The sequence below is a fragment of the Comamonas sp. 4034 genome (genome assembly GCF_050434545.1).
Lineage (GTDB): Bacteria > Pseudomonadota > Gammaproteobacteria > Burkholderiales > Burkholderiaceae_C > Comamonas > Comamonas odontotermitis.
Window position 1 is genome coordinate 13,471 of sequence record NZ_JBNDIT010000008.1, and the last position, 15,384, is coordinate 28,854.

The following is a 15,384-nucleotide window of genomic DNA, read 5'->3' on the forward strand; positions in this document are numbered from 1 at the left end:
GAGGAGAAAACGTGAAGCCAACGCAACATGCATGGCGCTTGGGAACCATCGCCATCAGCGGCCTGTGTGCAGCGCTCATCAGCGGCTGCAATACCGAATTTGGCGTGGGCCCCGGCGACGGTGGCGAAACCCCTGGCAACCCCGATTACCCCACGCTGGATGGCAAACGTCCCCAAAGCTTCGCTCTGGCCAGCGTTGGTAGCCAGCCCGCCAATTCGCTCGAGAGCATGGGCCAAGCCATGACGCAAAGCGCTGATTTCATTGCTGTGGATCTGGTCATGAGCAAGGATGGCACCCTGGTGGCCCTGGGCTCTCCCGATATCACCAACATTACCAATATCGCCAACCACTCCGAGTTCTCTGACCGCAAGACCACCAAGGTGATCGACGGCATTTCGGTCACTGGATGGTTTGCCTCCGACTTCACGCTGGCAGAACTGCAGACATTGCGCCTCAAGAATCCAACGGGCTCCAGCACTTCGACCGACATCAACAGCTTCCGTATCCAGTCACTTGCGCAGGTGTTCGATTGGGCCAAACGGCAAGCCCGCACGCCCGGCCTCTACCTGCAGACCCACAACCCCACCTACCACAGCAAGCTGGGACTCCCCATGGAAGACAAGCTGATTGCCGCGCTACAGCAGGCGGGAAATACGTCGGCCACCTCGCCCGTGATGATCCGCTCGACGGAAGTTCAGCACCTCAAGACCTTGCGCGACAAGACCAAGGTACGGCTGGTGCAGATGATTCAGGGCAGTGACCTCTCCCCCTGGGGCGTGATCCAGTTGTCAGCACCCTATGACCGTCCGTATGATTTCACAGTGGCAGGCACGGCAACCACCTATGCCGACATGGTCACCACTGCAGGCCTGGCGCAGATCAAGACCTACGCCGATGGCATTTCGCCATGGAAGCCTTATGTCATCTCGGCCACCTATCTGGACAAGAACAGTAATGGCCAACCTGACGATCTGAACAATGACGGCAAATGGGACTACCGTGATCGTCAAATGATGTCGGCAACCAACCTCGTGACCAATGCCCACGCAGCCAACCTGTTTGTGCACCCGTTTAAGTTCTCCAGCGATGTCAGCACGCTGGCCAGTGATTTTGCAGGTGACGCCAGCAAGGAATACAAGCTGTTCTACAAAGTAGGCGTGGATGCCGTTTTGTCTGCCAACCCGGCAGATGCCAACAAGGCACGCTGATCACGCGCCTTCGCCCTCGCATATCTGTGCCTGAAAACACAAAAGCCAGCGCCTTCGCTGGCTTTTGTGTTTCAGAGTCTTTTACATGTTTGACGGGATGGCGCGGCACGCAATCAATTACTGCCCACCCGCACCTCCTGCCGCAACGTCGGTCTGCCGGGTTTCGGCAAAGCGCCGGGCCAGTTCCTTGCGCAACTCCTTGCGGGTGATGGCAGCGTTCCAGCGGCGTTTTTCCTCATCGGTTTCGGGTTGCAGCGGTGGCACGGGCACCGGCTTGCGGTTGTCATCCACCGCCACCATCGTGAAAAAGCAGCTGTTGACATGGCGCACGCTGCGCTCCTGGATGTTCTCGGCCACCACCTTGATACCCACCTCCATTGACGAGGTGCCGGTGTAATTGATGCTGGCGTAAAACGACACCAGTTCACCCACGTGAATGGGCTCCAAAAACATCACCTGGTCGACGCTCAGCGTGACCACATAGCGGCCTGCATAGCGGCTGGCACAGGAATAGGCCACATTGTCGAGCTGACGCAGGATGGCCCCGCCATGCACATTGCCAGAGAAATTGGCCATGTCTGGCGACATGAGCACGGTCATCGTGAGTTGGTGGTGAGGAAGACGCATGGTCGCAATTGTAGGGATTTGCCGCCCAAAGCGACACTGCCCTCCAGGCCATGAATCCACGCCCACGGCTGCTATGCTGGCGCCACCATGCGAACACCTGCCTCCGAGCCCGCATCTTCCGTGTTGAAGCCTGCCCAGTTGCAGGCGTTGCAAGCCGTGCAAAGCCGTGGTACCAGCCACTGCAATACAGCGCCGCTGGCCCCCATTCACATCCACTTTCATGCCGATTGGCTGTATGGTGACCAGCCGGTAATGGCACAACTGGCTGCCAGCGGACGCTACCAATCACAGTTTGAAAGCGGCTGGAGCAACGGCAGCTACAGCCCGCAAGCCGGTGGTCAGCGCTGGCAGTGGGAGCATGACTGGTTTGCCGGTGCCTATGATTCGTCTGCCCCAGATGAGCGTCCCGTGTATGGGGCCGTGGATCTAAGCCCATTGGGCCACGCCTGCAGCATCGGCTACGGCGCAGCCCCGCGCTTTGGAAGCGCCTATCTCGTGCTGCACCCGCAACTGGCTATGCGCAGCAGCTTCTGCGACCCTGACAGCTACTGGCAGCCCACGCATGTGGGCCTGTGGCCGCAGATGGATTGGCAACAGCTGCGATGCCTCTCTCTGCCCGACCCGCTGGACCACTATGTGGAGGCACAGCTTCACGGAGGCCTGGTGCTGGCACGCGATGTGGCGGCCATTGTGCTGGACCCGAGTCTGGCGGGAAGCCCGGCTGCGGCTGCCGCCACACGCTGCGGCGTGCCGGTGCGCTGGCACGGCGGCTACCGTTTGACTGCAGCCATGCTGACGGATGCTGCCGCCTATCGGGGTGCAGAAATAGCAGATGCGCTGCAAGACATGTTGGCACAGCTGGATGGCGCTGAGCACCGATGTCTGACTCCCGCAACGCTTGGCAGGGCACAGGCAGAACACCCCGCCCGCTACGATGGCCCCACCCTGAAAAAGGCCTGGCACTGCTTGGCCCGTTTCGGGCGCCCGATGTAACGGCGCATGTATCGCCGATAATGCAGCGCTTTTCAGGTGTCGCACCACCCCCAAGCACAGCCCGTGCCCACCCCCAAGGCGGCGTTTTTGCAAGCGCGGTTCAGCGTGACGATTCATTTCAAGAAAATTGCACAAACCGTGCATCCACCAAGCGCAGCAAGCTCTTTTTTTAATAGCATTTCAGCATGTCCCCATCCAACGTCTCCCTGCAATTTGACGCGGTCATCATCGGCGCCGGTGCTGCCGGACTGTTTTGCGCCGCACAGGCGGGGCAGCGCGGGCTCAAGGTCCTTTTGATCGATCATGCGGCCAAAGTGGCGGAGAAAATCCGCATCTCAGGCGGCGGGCGCAGCAACTTCACCAACCGCGATCTGGATGTGCGCGCACCACACAAGCACTTTGTCGGCCAGAACCCGCAGTTCTGCCGCTCGGCGCTCTCGCGCTTCACACCTGCCGATTTTGTGGCCCTGGTCGACAAGCACGGCATTGCCCACCATGAAAAGCACAAAGGCCAGTTGTTTGCCGACCATTCGGCCGAAGACATCATCGCCATGCTGCTGGCCGAGTGCGAGGCCGGCCGTGTGGAGCGCTGGCAGCCCTGTGCTGTCAAAAATATAGAAAAAATGGTAGATAGCGAAGATGCAACGACCACCTATCGCTATCAAATTGATACTGATCGCGGGCGCGTGCAGGCCACCAACCTCGTCATCGCCACAGGCGGCTTGTCCATCCCCAAGATCGGCGCCACCGATCTGGGCTACCGTCTGGCCCAGCAATTTGGCCTGAAGCTGGTAGCTCGCGAGCCCGGCCTTGTTCCTATGACCTTTGACGGTGCTGCATGGGCGCCCTATGCACAACTGGCGGGCCTCGCACTGCCCGTGGTGATTGGCACTGGCAGCAAGAAAACGCGCATGGAGTTTCACGAGGACCTGCTCTTTACCCACCGGGGACTCTCTGGCCCGGCGATTCTGCAAATCTCCAGCTACTGGCAGGCAGGCGCACCCATCGACATCAACCTGGTGCCCGAGCTGGATGTGGCCGCGCACCTGCGGGCCGCCAAGCAACATTCACGCAAGCTGATTGCCAACGAGCTGGCCGCCATCGTGCCGGCACGCCTTGCCGACGCCTGGGTGGCACAGGATTCTGACTGGCAGCGCCCGATTGCCGAGGCCAGCGACAAAGCCCTGCTGCGCCTGGCAGAACGCCTGACATGCTGGCAACTGACACCGACAGGCACAGAAGGCTACCGAAAAGCCGAAGTGACTGTGGGCGGGGTTGACACCAGCGAGCTGTCGCAGCAAAGCATGGAAGCCAAGCGCATACCCGGTCTGTTCTTCATTGGCGAGGTAGTCGACATCACCGGCTGGCTGGGTGGCTACAACTTTCAATGGGCCTGGGCCAGTGCGGCTGCTTGTGCAGGGTCGTTGCAAAAAATCAATTAATTTATTAAAAATAGACAATTGATTAATAATTGCAATTATTAAAATTCCATCCACCCTAAAATAACGAAATATTACAACTTTGGTACAGGGTGTTCATGTCCTTCATATCAAACCATCTCGGGCGTGGCGCCCTCCAGGCTGTCGTAGGTGCTTTTTGTATCGGTGCAGTATCAATGGCTGCAGCACAGGTGCCTAAGGTACTGATTATTGGTGATGCCCATGTGGCAGGTACCTACCTCAGCCAACCCTATGCGGACGGGGCCTACAACGAAATGGTGGCAGCAGTCACCGCATTGGGTGGTTCTGCAGCAGATGTCACGCAGAAGAACTTTGACATTACCGGAGCTAGTGGCAACCCGACAACGGTAACGGCCAGCGACTTCATCCCAGCCAGCGGCGGGCAGTACGACATTGTGGTGCTGACTGCGGTCTTTGGTGGCTTCAACCCGGCCAGCGTGAGCGCGGTGCAATCTGCCATCCAAACCCGCGCGGCCAATGCATTCTTCCTGTACCCCGATCAATGCTCGGCATGCACCGCCAATATTGACCAGATCACCAATCCCATCATCAACGCGGCAACGGGCTGGAATATTTCGACAGGGACGCTGTTCAACAACAGCTCGCTCACCACAACGCCAGGCAGCGTCGTGCTCAATGGAGCTACGCCGCTGGCAAGCTCCTTCAACTCGCTCAACCCCATGGCGGTTTACGACTACCGGGCACTGAACAATGTGCCCGCGTACAACGTGCTGTACATGCCGCCGCAAACACCCTCGCCCGGAGATCCATCGCCTCGCCCCCCGATCACGATGCCAACCCCGGCGGACGTTGCCAACAACACCCGCATCAACAATGTCTCGGCCCTGATCGTGCCCCGGGCACAATCCTTCAGCGGCAACGGCGCCTGTATCTTCACGATCAGCGATGTCAACCCGCTGACCCTGCCAGGCAACCCGCCTGTAGGCAGGCTGGGCTCAATCATGGTCAACGCCGCCACGTCTCCTACCGGCTCCTGCGCCGCGCAATCAGGCAGCATCGAGATCAGCAAGACACTCGCACCGATTCCCGCACAGGCTCCCGTGGTCTGGCCATTGAACTTCCAGTTCACAGTCACCTGCGACAAGCCTTCGGCAGGTACCAACTATGCCGTTCCCCCACTGGCTTTCAGTGCTGCCGGCACACAAACCACCACGGTCACCGACATTCCTGCAGGCGCCAACTGCAGCGTTTCCGAACAGGCCCCCATCGCCATCTCCGGCTTCCGCTGGGAAATCGCCCCTGCTGCCCCCATCAACGTAGCAATCACCGAAGGTGCGCAATCCTCTGCTGCGTTCACCAATACCCTGGTGCCGACAACCGGCAGCATTGCCATCACCAAGACCCTGGCTCCTCTGCCAGCGGGCGCACCAGTAACCTGGCCGCAGAACTTCAACTTCACCGCCACCTGCAACCTGCCGTCGGCAGGATCTACCTATGCGGCCACCGCCAGCTTCAATGCCGCCGGCAGCCAGACTGCCACCATCGCCAACGTGCCGGAGGGTGCCGTCTGCAGCCTGAGCGAAACGCAGCCCGCCGCGCCTGCCGCACATGCCTGGGATACTGCAGCGTTCTCGCCTGCAAGCGTTACGGTGGCAGCTGGTCAGACTGTCAGTAGCGCCATCACCAACCGCCTGCAGACCATCCCTCCTGCACTGGGTACGGCTCTCATCACCAAGACACTGGCGCCACTGCCAGCCGGAGCGCCGGTGGCATGGCCTCTCACGTTCAACTTCACGGCTACCTGTGACAAGCCTGTGGCAAACACACCCTACACCACAAGTCTCAGCTTCACTGCTGCTGGCAGCCAGACCGCCACCCTGGCCACCATCCCGGCCGGTTCCAATTGCACGCTGAGTGAAGCGCTGCCTGCTGCGCCTTCCGGCTATACCTGGGATGCGCCTGCTTTTGCCCCGGCAACGATCAGCGTGGCAGGCGGGCAATCGGTGAGCACGGCGATCACCAATACCTTGCGCACCAATGCGGTGCCTGCTGGTGCAGCGCCGGTGCCCGGCAATACGGCTGCGGGCCTTGCGGCCATGGCGGCGCTGCTTGCCGCCTTGGGCATCCGCCAACGCCGCAGCGTTGCACGGCCGTTGCGCTCCGACAAAAACCAGTTATAATCTCAGGCTCTTTGCTGGCAAAGCCCTGTCTGCCAATACTAGTCAATTTGACAGGGCACAACCGCCATTCATGGCTTTGGGGCCCGATCTTCCCCAAAACCCGCTGCTGGCACCAATGGAAAACATTAGCTAATGACGACTATCCGTGTAAAAGAAAACGAACCCTTTGACGTTGCTCTGCGCCGCTTCAAGCGCACCATCGAAAAACTGGGCCTGCTGACCGACCTGCGCGCTCGCGAGTTCTACGAAAAGCCAACTGCCGAGCGCAAGCGCAAGAAGGCTGCTGCTGTCAAGCGCCACTACAAGCGCGTTCGCAGCATGCAACTGCCCAAGAAGCTGTACTGATCGCAGCTTTCACACCCGGCGCATTGAATGCCCAGGTTGTGACATCACCCGCGCTCGGGACGCCAGGCGCGGGTTTTTCATTTTCTGACGCCCCCCGGCACCCATACAACTTCGGCAGCCCGCTGCTCGCACCTCCGGCCTGCCCCAATAGGAGAGAGCCATGAGCTTGAAAGCACAAATCACCGAAGACATGAAGACCGCCATGCGCGCCAAGGACCAGGAGCGCCTGGGCACCATCCGTCTGCTGCAGGCTGCGATAAAGCAGAAAGAAGTGGATGAGCGTGTCGAGTTGGATGACGCCATGGTCATTGCAATCGTCGACAAGATGATCAAGCAGCGCAAGGACAGCATCGCGGCCTTTGAAACCGCGAACCGCCAGGACCTGGCCGACAAGGAAAAGGCCGAAATCGAAGTGATCAAGGCTTACCTGCCAGAGCGCATGTCCGCAGAAGAAGTCACGGCAGCCGTTCAAGCCATTGTTGCTGAAGTCGGTGCCTCAGGCCCAGGCGACATGGGCAAGGTCATGGGCGCCGTCAAGGCCAAGCTGGCAGGCAAAGCCGACATGGGCGTGGTGTCCGCCGCCGTCAAGGCCGCATTGAGCCACTGAGACCCTTTGAAGGGACTGCCGAGCCGGTTTCAATTTGTCGCACTTTAGCGCCAATTATCTGCTTTTCAGCACCAATACAAGCTGCCGTACAATACCCGGTTGGCTACGCAGGCAATGCGTTGCCAATTTTTTGCCCGTCATTTAATTGAAGAGACCCATGCGACTGTTTACAAAGAGCATTACCGCTGCACTGATCTCCTGCGCGTTTTCTGCAGGCTGGGCCGCGAACACGATCACGCCACAGAACGGCAACTGGATCATCACCAATGAACTGACGGGCAAACCTGGCCGCGGCATGGGCATCGATGTACAGGACGGCGTCTTCCTGATGCAGCTGTACAACTACAACGAAGACGGTTCGGCCACCTTCCACATGGCCACCGGCCCTGTGGTTGACAACAAAGTGGTCGCCGCACTGAAGCAGTACAAGGACGGCCCTTCGTTTGGCGGCGCTCCCAAAAATGGCACTGAAGCGGCTGATGCAGGAAATGTCGAGATTGAGTTTACGAGCCGTACCACTGCGACCATCAAGTTGCCCGGCGAAAAAATCAAGCGCATGCAGCGTTTCAACTACGAAAGCATGCCGGAAGATCAATGGTCTGACACTGCCTATACAGAGCGTTGGGCTATGGTGGAGTTCGATGAAAACGACAAGCCGGTAAAGACATATTTTGCCGACATCGGTCTCGGATCACAGCAGGCACTCAACCCGGACATGGATCCAGGCTGGCCTTATGGCAAAAGCAATAAATTCACGGTTCGCCGCTTTGACACTGCCACACCCAAGCAGTATGGGTTCATGGAGTGCAATTACACCGGCGCCGACCATCTGTTCGCCTGCGACGGCGAAGAAATCAATAATGGCGGTGCAGCCACTTCCCGTCAGCCTACAAAGCTGACCATGGAACGCAGCCTCGACGAGCTGCACGGCACCATCACGGTCGGCACCGATGGCGCCGAGCGCCGCGTTCTGGGCGCACGGGTGGAGAAAGTGTCCTATCGCATCAAGGACAACAAACTGGTGACCGACCAGTTTTTCCGCCGCAACTCCCTGCCCGAAGCTGGCACCTGGATTGTTGCCCGGGAAGTCACCGGCAAAGCTGGCCGTGGCATTTCCCTGGATGTGCAAAAGCCCACCAATGCCAAGCACACCTTGTTCATGCCGATCTACAACTACACGAACACCGGCAAGGCAACCTTCCATATTGGACTGCAAGTTCACAGCCCCAGCACGATTCCTACCCCGGATACCCCCTCCATCCGCCTGCTGCAGTACCGTGATGGCCGTTATCTGGGTGGCCCACCCGCAGACGCTGTCGAGGACGGCTATTCCGGTATTGCTGAACTGACGTTTGCCACCACCGCAACCGGTCTCGTCCAGTTCCCGCAGGAAGACTCTCTGCGCATGCAGCGCTTTTACTTCGGCGTCAATGCGGAAAGTGTCGACAGCCTGGTCGGCACCTGGGCCCTGGTTCCCCATTCCGGAGCAGCCAAGCACCGCATCCTGAATCTGGTGAAGACCGGCGAAGGTGTTGTGGAAGACAAGGACGCAGGCTACACCTGCTTCTCCAACTACTGGCTGGAATTCCGCTTTGTCTGCGAGCCAAAGACAATAACCTCTGACCAGCAGCGCATCCGCATCGGAACTGGCTTCTATGGCGCCGCACGTGCCATTCTGGGAGACGGCGGTCCGTTGCCCGATTCCTCGCCTGAATTGACCATCATGCGAATTGCAGATGGCAAGGGCAATCTGGTTCAGGCCGGCCCGCTGTACCTTGATCCATCGATCGATGATGGAACGAATGGCCCTGACGACGGCTCCGAACAGCCTGTACCCAAGCCCAACAAGGCTCCTGTCGCAGTGATTGCAGATGTCACCGATGCCGTCCACGGCAAAACGGTCAATCTGGACGGTAGCAGCAGCTCCGATGCAGACGGCAACCCTATCACCTACAAGTGGGCGCTGATTTCTGCACCTGAGGGCAGCACTGCGTATCTGTCGTCCAGCACCACTGCCAAGCCCAATTTTCTGGCAGACAAAGTGGGCCAGTATGTGGTCGTCCTGATCGTCAATGACGGCAAGGAAAACAGCCAGGCAGCGCAGACGACCATCAACGTGAAGGCCACCAACAACGTCCTGCTCTATAGCGTCGGCAGCACGGGCACCAACGACACCACGGAAAATCTGGTGACTTGGCCCTACACTGCTACGCCGACCTCCACTGTCAGTTGCGAAGGCAATTGCGGCACGACCTACAAGGTGGCCGGCTACAAGCTGGTGGCCAATGGCAGCAACTACACCATTACGGACCTGAAGACGCAGAACCTGACGCCAGACTCTCCAGTGAAGCCCACTTTTGACGGCCTCAAGGACGGTCAGGTCGTGACGGCAGGCCAGCCTCTGGCATTTGCCCTGCGCAGCACCTACACCAATGGCGAGACTGTGAAGCTGCAGTACAGCTTCACCATCAAGGAAACCGGTCAGAAATTCTCTTACCTGACGACGTTCAAGAGCAACTGAGCGTTGACGCCATGATAGAAGCCTTCTGTGCGGCGCGCAGAAGGCTTTTTTACTGGGGCATCCTCAGTGCCATCTACGACATCAATAGCATCCATGTTGGCGGGCCTCACCGAGAGATGCCACCCAGCGCCTAGCTGGAGCCACTCAGATACCCCAGCAGCGCCCTTGCAGCTGGTGGCAGTTGGCTCTCATCCCTGCAGCTGATCGCAAAGCGCCGGTACGCCCAACTGTCGGCAAGCGGAACCACGCATACATCGGTATTGGCCGCATAGGATTGCGCCACTTCGCGTGGTACCACGCTGATGGCCAGGTTGGCCTGCACCACCCGCAGGGCAGCATCGAAATTGGAAACATGCACCCGGTGGCGGAGGCTTTTTCCTTCCTGTGCCGCAGCACGGGTCAGCAGAATCTGTACCGCGCTCAAGGCCGGCATGCTGACATGTTCATAATCCAGCACATCGGCAAAATGCACCTCATCCAGCTGGGCAATCGGGTGGGTCTTGTGGGCGGCAATAGCCAGCCGGTCGCTGCGGTAGGGCCGCGTCTGCAGACCGGACAGATCGGCCGCATCCCAGCAGATGCCCATGGCGGCACGCCCTTCTCGCACACCGCGCACCACATCCGGGCTCACACATTCTTCCAGAGTGACGCGGATGTTGGCGTGCGCAGACTGCTGCAGGAAACAGGCAACATCTTCGGCCAGCGATTCGGCCATCACCGAAGCAGTCACCAGCACCCGCACCTGCCCTTGTACGCCTTTGCTGTAGGCCGCCATCTCCTGCTGCATGTGGTTGGCCGCCGCGAGCATGGTGCGGGCATGCTCCAGCAAGGTCTCTCCTGCTGCAGTGGGCCGCAGGCCGCGCTTCTCGCGCAGAAACAGATCTGCCCCCATCTGGTGCTCCAGCTGCGCCAGACGCTTGCTGATGGCAGACGCCACCAGCGCCTCTGATTGCGCCACCTTGGCAATGCTGCGCTGCTCGCATACCTGGACAAACAGGCGCAGGTTCAACAGGCTGAGGTCATGCATCGGCGAATCTCCCAAAGCCTGCACAAACAGACCTGAAGGCGGGAAACTGTGCGCGAATGCAGGCTTTTAGATTTTCCATTTTGGAACTATATAGCTTCTCAAATTGATTATTACTGACGCTTTGGAAATTTTAGAATCCAAGCCAGAACAACGCAATGGAGACAGCCCCTTGCAAACCACAGCCCCTACTGGCGCATCAGCCACCATCCGCGAGGTAGGCCTGCGCGACGGCCTGCAAAGCGTCGCCACTATCGTCGGCACTGCAGAGAAATGCCGCTGGATCGATACCGCCTATGCCGCCGGCGTGCGCGAAGTGGAGGTCGGCTCCATGGTGCCCGCCCGGCTGCTGCCGCAATTGGCCGATACCGAGGCGGTGCTGCAGCATGCGCTGCAACTGCCGGGCCTCGTGGCATCTGTGTTGGTGCCCAATCTCAAGGGGGCGGAACGAGCCCTTGCAGCCGGAGCCCATGCGATGATCGTGCCGCTGTCGGCCAGCCATGCGCACAGCCTGGCCAATCTGCGCAAGACACCGGATGAAGTGGTGGCCGAAGTGGCTCGTATCCGCGCGGCGCGTGATGCGGCGGGCGCCCGCACCATCATCGAAGGCGGTGTGGGTACCGCGTTTGGATGCACCTTGCAGGGCGAAGTGGCCGAAGCCGAGGTGCTGCGCCTGCTGCAGGCCCTGCTCGATGCTGGCGCCGACCGTCTCAGCCTAGCCGACACCGTCGGCTACGCCGACCCAGCTTTTGTCCGCCGCCTGTTTGACAAGGCCTTGCACCTGGTTGGCGATCGATTGCGGTACGCACATTTCCACGATACCCGCGGTATGGGCTTGGCCAATGCTTACGCAGCCTGGCAAAGCGGCATGCGCGGCTTTGATGCCTGCCTGGGTGGCATTGGCGGCTGTCCTCACGCACCCGGCGCCAGTGGCAATGTGGCCACCGAAGACCTCGCCTACATGCTCGAACGCATGGGCGTGGCCACCGGTATACACGTGCCAGCCCTGCTGCAGTTGCGGCAGCAGTTGCAACACTGGCTGCCTGGCGAGACCTTGCATGGCAGCCTGTGGCAGGCCGGTGTCATCCGCAGCAGTGCCAAGCCAGCCTCCTGCGCGACAGCCATCTGAGTCTCCACAAAGAACTTCCAATAAAAATACCTTCTGGCGCCCATATCCAAAGCGCCTATAGCTACCAAATCATGAGCAATCCTTCCTCTTCCAGCACCCCACCCACTCTGCCACTCGCGGGCCTGCGCGTGGTCGAATTCACCCACATGGTCATGGGCCCCACTTGCGGCATGGTGCTGGCAGACCTGGGGGCGGAGGTCATCAAGGTAGAGCCTGTCGAAGGCGACCGCACCCGCCACCTGCTGGGCGCAGGCGCGGGCTTTTTCCCCATGTTCAACCGCAACAAGAAAAGCATCGCTCTGGATCTGCGCCAACCACAGGGGCTGGAGGCAGCCATCCGCCTGGCCAGCACCGCCGATGTAGTGGCGCAGAACTTCAAGCCCGGCGTGATGAAAAAGTACGGCCTCGACTACGCAGCGCTCTCCAGGCTGAACGACCGCCTCATCTACGTGAACCACACCGGCTTTCTGCCCGGGCCGTACGAGCACCGCACCGCGCTCGACGAAGTGGTGCAGATGATGGGGGGCCTAGCCTACATGACGGGCCGCCCTGGCGACCCGCTGCGCGCGGGCACCAGCGTCAACGACATCATGGGCGGCATGTTTGGCGCCATTGGCGCCATGGCCGCACTGATGCAGCGGGCGCAAACCGGCAAGGGGCAGGAGATCGACTCCGCATTGTTCGAAAACAATGTGTTCCTTGTCGGCCAGCACATGATGCAGTACGCCGTGACTGGCCAAGCCGCTGAGCCCATGCCCAACCGCATTTCTGCATGGTCGGTGTATGACGTATTCACGGTGCAAAGCGACGAGCAGATCTTTCTGGCCGCCGTGAGCGATGCGCAGTGGGCTGCGATGTGCACCGCCTTTGGCTGGAGCGATCTGCTGGCCGATCCGCAGTACGCCACCAACAACAGCCGTGTGCGCCTGCGGCACCGTTTGCTGCCCGAGCTGCGCCAGCGCTTTGCACCAATGACGGCAGCACATATCGCCCAGCAGTTTGAGGCCAATGGCCTGCCCTACGCCCCCATCAGCAAGCCCGAGCAGTTGCTGAACGACCCGCACCTGCTTGCCACGGGCGGCCTGGCCGATGTGCGCCTGACCGATGGCGAACGTGCCGGCCAGCAAGCGCCCACCACCCTGCTGCCCATCCGGCTGGCAGGCGAGCGCCTGGGCGTACGCCTGAACCCGCCGCAGCTGGGTGAGCACACCCGGGAGCTGCTGCACAGCCTGGGTTATGACGACGCTGCGATTGCAACGCTGCGCACCACTGGAGCCATTGCAGGCTAGCAGCAGAGGCAAGCTTTTGATTTGATAGCAATCACCGCTTACCAGACGGGCGCAGACCCGCATTCAGGAGACAAGGCATGAACGCATCCCCATCCATCACTCGCCGCCAGTGGCTGGCGTCCACCATCGCCTGTGCCGCTGGCACACTGGCGCCGCTGGCCCGAGCCGCAGCGCCGCACGACAAGCCGCTGCGCGTCATCCTGCCGCTGTCGGCCGGCTCGGGCGCAGATGGAGCCATCCGTGCCATCGGCCCCAGCATCGGCAAGGTGCTGGGCCAGGCCCTGGTGATCGAGAACCTGCCCGGCGCAGGAGGCATTACCGGCACCGCACAGCTGGTGCGCGCCCCCAAGGATGGCTCAACGATCGGCATCATCAGCAACAACCATGTCGTCAACCCCAGCCTTTACAAGAACATTCCGTTCGATTCGATCAGCGACATCACCACCATCACCATCATCGGCAGCACACCTTTCGTGCTGGTTGCCAGCCCCAAGCTGCCCGTGCGCAATGTGCAGGAACTGATCGCCCATGCCAAGGCCAACCCGGGCACGCTCAACTACGGATCTTCGGGCAACGGCACCATCCTGCACCTGGGCGCAGCCATGTTTGTGCAGCAGGCCGGGCTGCAGATTCCGCACATCCCCTACCGCGGCATGGGCCAGTTGATGAATGACTTGCTCAGTGGCCAGGTACAGTTGGGTGTGGTGGCCGTTGCGCCCGCAGCGCCGCATGTCAAGACCGGCGCATTGCGTGCGCTGGGCGTCACCAGCGCCAAACGGTCGAGCGCACTGCCCGACGTGCCCACAATCGCTGAACAGGGACTGCCAGACTATGTGCTGGACGGCTGGATTGCCGCCATTGCGCCGGCCGGGCTGGCAGACGCGGAACGGCAACGGCTGTACCAAGGCTTTGTACAAGGCGTTGCAACCCCCGAGGCCACGCAGGCACTGGTGGCGCAGGGTTACGATATCCAACTGATGCCTCCCGCACAGACAACCGCCTTCATCCGTGAAGAAAAATCACGCATGGAAGCCGTGGTGAACGCCGCCAATGTGAAATTAGATTAACCAAGGGCATTGCGGCAGCTCTCCTACAGGCGCGGAACTATCGAAGCCCTACGCTGTCACACTCCATTGCAGTGTGCAGACCACGCACGCCCCAGCCAAATGCGGAATTCGCCCGCACAGCTATGGGCCCGGCTGCAACTACCATCGCAAGGGCCACCAAGGCATCGCTCACCAGGCCGATGACGGGCCCTGCCGTTCTACGAGGAGTTTTCATGAAAAAAATGCGCTTGCTGGCAACCGCCGCACTGATCGCCGCCGCCCCATTCGTCACCACCACCGCCATGGCCCAGAACCACTCCAGCAACTCCAAGGCCGCCGATACCGGACCCACTCTGACGCTTGACGCCGAAGCAACGACCCGCGTGCCAGAAGACACCGCATGGGCGCAGTTCAGCGTGGAGAAGGAGTCAAAAGACCAGGCGCAGGCACAACAGCTGGGCAAAACCGCACTGGCCGATGTGCTCGCCACGGTGAAGAAATCACCGTCGCTGCAGGTCACCACCGAGAACCTGTTCACCACGCCCGTCTATAACAAGGACGGCAAGATCTCCAGCTGGCGCACCAACTTCAACGTGCAGATCGAATCGACCGACACCGCCCAGGTCGGCCAGACCATGGCTGCCCTGATGGACAAGGCGCGGCTGGCAGGCTCCGGCTTTCGCCTGTCGGACGCTGCCCGTAAAAAAGCGCAGGATCAGTTGATTGCCGACGCCGTCAAAGCCTTTGAGGCCAAGGCCAAGGTCACGGCAAGCGCCATGGGGTTTGCGCGCTATGAATATGGCAACATCAACCTGAACCAGAGCGGCACCAGCCAGCCGATGATGCGTGCCAACCGCGGCTATGCCATGGCCATGTCCAAATCGGCGGATGCCAGCGAGCCCGTAGGCCTGGAAGCCGGCTACACCACGGTATCGGTCACCCTGTCCGGTTCCGTCAAGCTGATCAAATAAGCTTTGCGCGCAGCCTGTACGGC

The 15,384-nt window shown here is 60.3% G+C and carries 13 protein-coding genes; 11 read left to right on the forward strand and 2 right to left on the reverse strand.

Going from position 1 to position 15,384, the window contains the following annotated elements; translation table 11 throughout:
- The first annotated feature begins 11 nt into the window (after positions 1–11).
- Positions 12–1,208: a glycerophosphodiester phosphodiesterase family protein gene (locus ABIE32_RS10235; protein WP_429015742.1), complete on the forward strand. Its 1,197-nt coding sequence runs from the start codon at positions 12–14 to the stop codon at positions 1,206–1,208.
- A 117-nt stretch (positions 1,209–1,325) separates the two neighbouring features.
- On the opposite strand, the gene ABIE32_RS10240 is transcribed toward ABIE32_RS10235, so the two are convergent.
- Positions 1,326–1,835 carry an acyl-CoA thioesterase gene (locus ABIE32_RS10240; RefSeq protein WP_224151842.1) on the reverse strand — a complete coding sequence of 170 codons (510 nt, stop codon included), beginning with the start codon at positions 1,833–1,835 and terminating at the stop codon, positions 1,326–1,328.
- A gap of 87 nt (positions 1,836–1,922) precedes the next feature.
- Here ABIE32_RS10240 and ABIE32_RS10245 point away from each other — a divergent pair, with 87 nt between their 5' ends.
- From ABIE32_RS10245 to ABIE32_RS10270, 6 genes are all read left to right on the forward strand, one after another.
- Positions 1,923–2,828 carry a DUF3626 domain-containing protein gene (locus ABIE32_RS10245; RefSeq protein WP_429015744.1) on the forward strand — a complete coding sequence of 302 codons (906 nt, stop codon included), beginning with the start codon at positions 1,923–1,925 and terminating at the stop codon, positions 2,826–2,828.
- Between the two features lie 185 nt (positions 2,829–3,013).
- Positions 3,014–4,270, forward strand: a complete 1,257-nt coding sequence (locus ABIE32_RS10250; protein ID WP_429015745.1) for an NAD(P)/FAD-dependent oxidoreductase — start codon at positions 3,014–3,016, stop codon at positions 4,268–4,270.
- Positions 4,271–4,443: 173 nt separating this feature from the next.
- Positions 4,444–6,429 (forward strand): DUF5979 domain-containing protein, encoded by a 1,986-nt coding sequence (locus ABIE32_RS10255; RefSeq protein WP_429015747.1) that lies wholly within the window; start codon positions 4,444–4,446, stop codon positions 6,427–6,429.
- Positions 6,430–6,561: 132 nt separating this feature from the next.
- Entirely contained in the window at positions 6,562–6,774 is a 213-nt protein-coding gene (rpsU, locus tag ABIE32_RS10260; RefSeq protein WP_007833691.1) for a 30S ribosomal protein S21, read from the forward strand.
- Between the two features lie 160 nt (positions 6,775–6,934).
- A complete protein-coding gene (locus ABIE32_RS10265; RefSeq protein ID WP_429015758.1) occupies positions 6,935–7,381 on the forward strand; it encodes a GatB/YqeY domain-containing protein in 447 nt (148 codons plus the stop codon).
- A 157-nt stretch (positions 7,382–7,538) separates the two neighbouring features.
- Positions 7,539–9,902, forward strand: a complete 2,364-nt coding sequence (locus ABIE32_RS10270; protein ID WP_429015759.1) for a PKD domain-containing protein — start codon at positions 7,539–7,541, stop codon at positions 9,900–9,902.
- 130 nt (positions 9,903–10,032) lie between these two features.
- On the opposite strand, the gene ABIE32_RS10275 is transcribed toward ABIE32_RS10270, so the two are convergent.
- Positions 10,033–10,929 (reverse strand): LysR family transcriptional regulator, encoded by an 897-nt coding sequence (locus ABIE32_RS10275; protein WP_429015762.1) that lies wholly within the window; start codon positions 10,927–10,929, stop codon positions 10,033–10,035.
- 169 nt (positions 10,930–11,098) lie between these two features.
- Between ABIE32_RS10275 and ABIE32_RS10280 the strand changes: the two genes are divergently transcribed.
- The 4 genes from ABIE32_RS10280 (at position 11,099) to ABIE32_RS10295 (ending at position 15,361) form a co-directional block, all read left to right on the forward strand.
- The gene (locus ABIE32_RS10280) at positions 11,099–12,055 is read left to right on the forward strand and encodes a hydroxymethylglutaryl-CoA lyase (RefSeq protein WP_429015764.1); all 957 of its coding nucleotides are present in this window, start codon (positions 11,099–11,101) and stop codon (positions 12,053–12,055) included.
- 71 nt (positions 12,056–12,126) lie between these two features.
- A complete protein-coding gene (locus ABIE32_RS10285) occupies positions 12,127–13,344 on the forward strand; it encodes a CaiB/BaiF CoA transferase family protein (RefSeq protein ID WP_429015767.1) in 1,218 nt (405 codons plus the stop codon).
- A gap of 77 nt (positions 13,345–13,421) precedes the next feature.
- Positions 13,422–14,411 (forward strand): Bug family tripartite tricarboxylate transporter substrate binding protein, encoded by a 990-nt coding sequence (locus tag ABIE32_RS10290; RefSeq protein WP_429015768.1) that lies wholly within the window; start codon positions 13,422–13,424, stop codon positions 14,409–14,411.
- 212 nt (positions 14,412–14,623) lie between these two features.
- Entirely contained in the window at positions 14,624–15,361 is a 738-nt protein-coding gene (locus ABIE32_RS10295) for an SIMPL domain-containing protein (protein WP_429015770.1), read from the forward strand.
- The last annotated feature ends 23 nt before the right edge of the window (positions 15,362–15,384 follow it).

Coding starts and splice junctions, on each gene's coding strand:
- ABIE32_RS10240 (WP_224151842.1), bottom strand. CDS start 1,835: ATGCGTCTTCCTCACCACCAACTCACGATGACCGTGCTCATGTCGCCA.
- ABIE32_RS10245 (WP_429015744.1), top strand. CDS start 1,923: ATGCGAACACCTGCCTCCGAGCCCGCATCTTCCGTGTTGAAGCCTGCC.
- ABIE32_RS10250 (WP_429015745.1), top strand. CDS start 3,014: ATGTCCCCATCCAACGTCTCCCTGCAATTTGACGCGGTCATCATCGGC.
- ABIE32_RS10255 (WP_429015747.1), top strand. CDS start 4,444: ATGGCTGCAGCACAGGTGCCTAAGGTACTGATTATTGGTGATGCCCAT.
- rpsU (WP_007833691.1), top strand. CDS start 6,562: ATGACGACTATCCGTGTAAAAGAAAACGAACCCTTTGACGTTGCTCTG.
- ABIE32_RS10265 (WP_429015758.1), top strand. CDS start 6,935: ATGAGCTTGAAAGCACAAATCACCGAAGACATGAAGACCGCCATGCGC.
- ABIE32_RS10270 (WP_429015759.1), top strand. CDS start 7,539: ATGCGACTGTTTACAAAGAGCATTACCGCTGCACTGATCTCCTGCGCG.
- ABIE32_RS10275 (WP_429015762.1), bottom strand. CDS start 10,929: ATGCATGACCTCAGCCTGTTGAACCTGCGCCTGTTTGTCCAGGTATGC.
- ABIE32_RS10285 (WP_429015767.1), top strand. CDS start 12,127: ATGAGCAATCCTTCCTCTTCCAGCACCCCACCCACTCTGCCACTCGCG.
- ABIE32_RS10290 (WP_429015768.1), top strand. CDS start 13,422: ATGAACGCATCCCCATCCATCACTCGCCGCCAGTGGCTGGCGTCCACC.
- ABIE32_RS10295 (WP_429015770.1), top strand. CDS start 14,624: ATGAAAAAAATGCGCTTGCTGGCAACCGCCGCACTGATCGCCGCCGCC.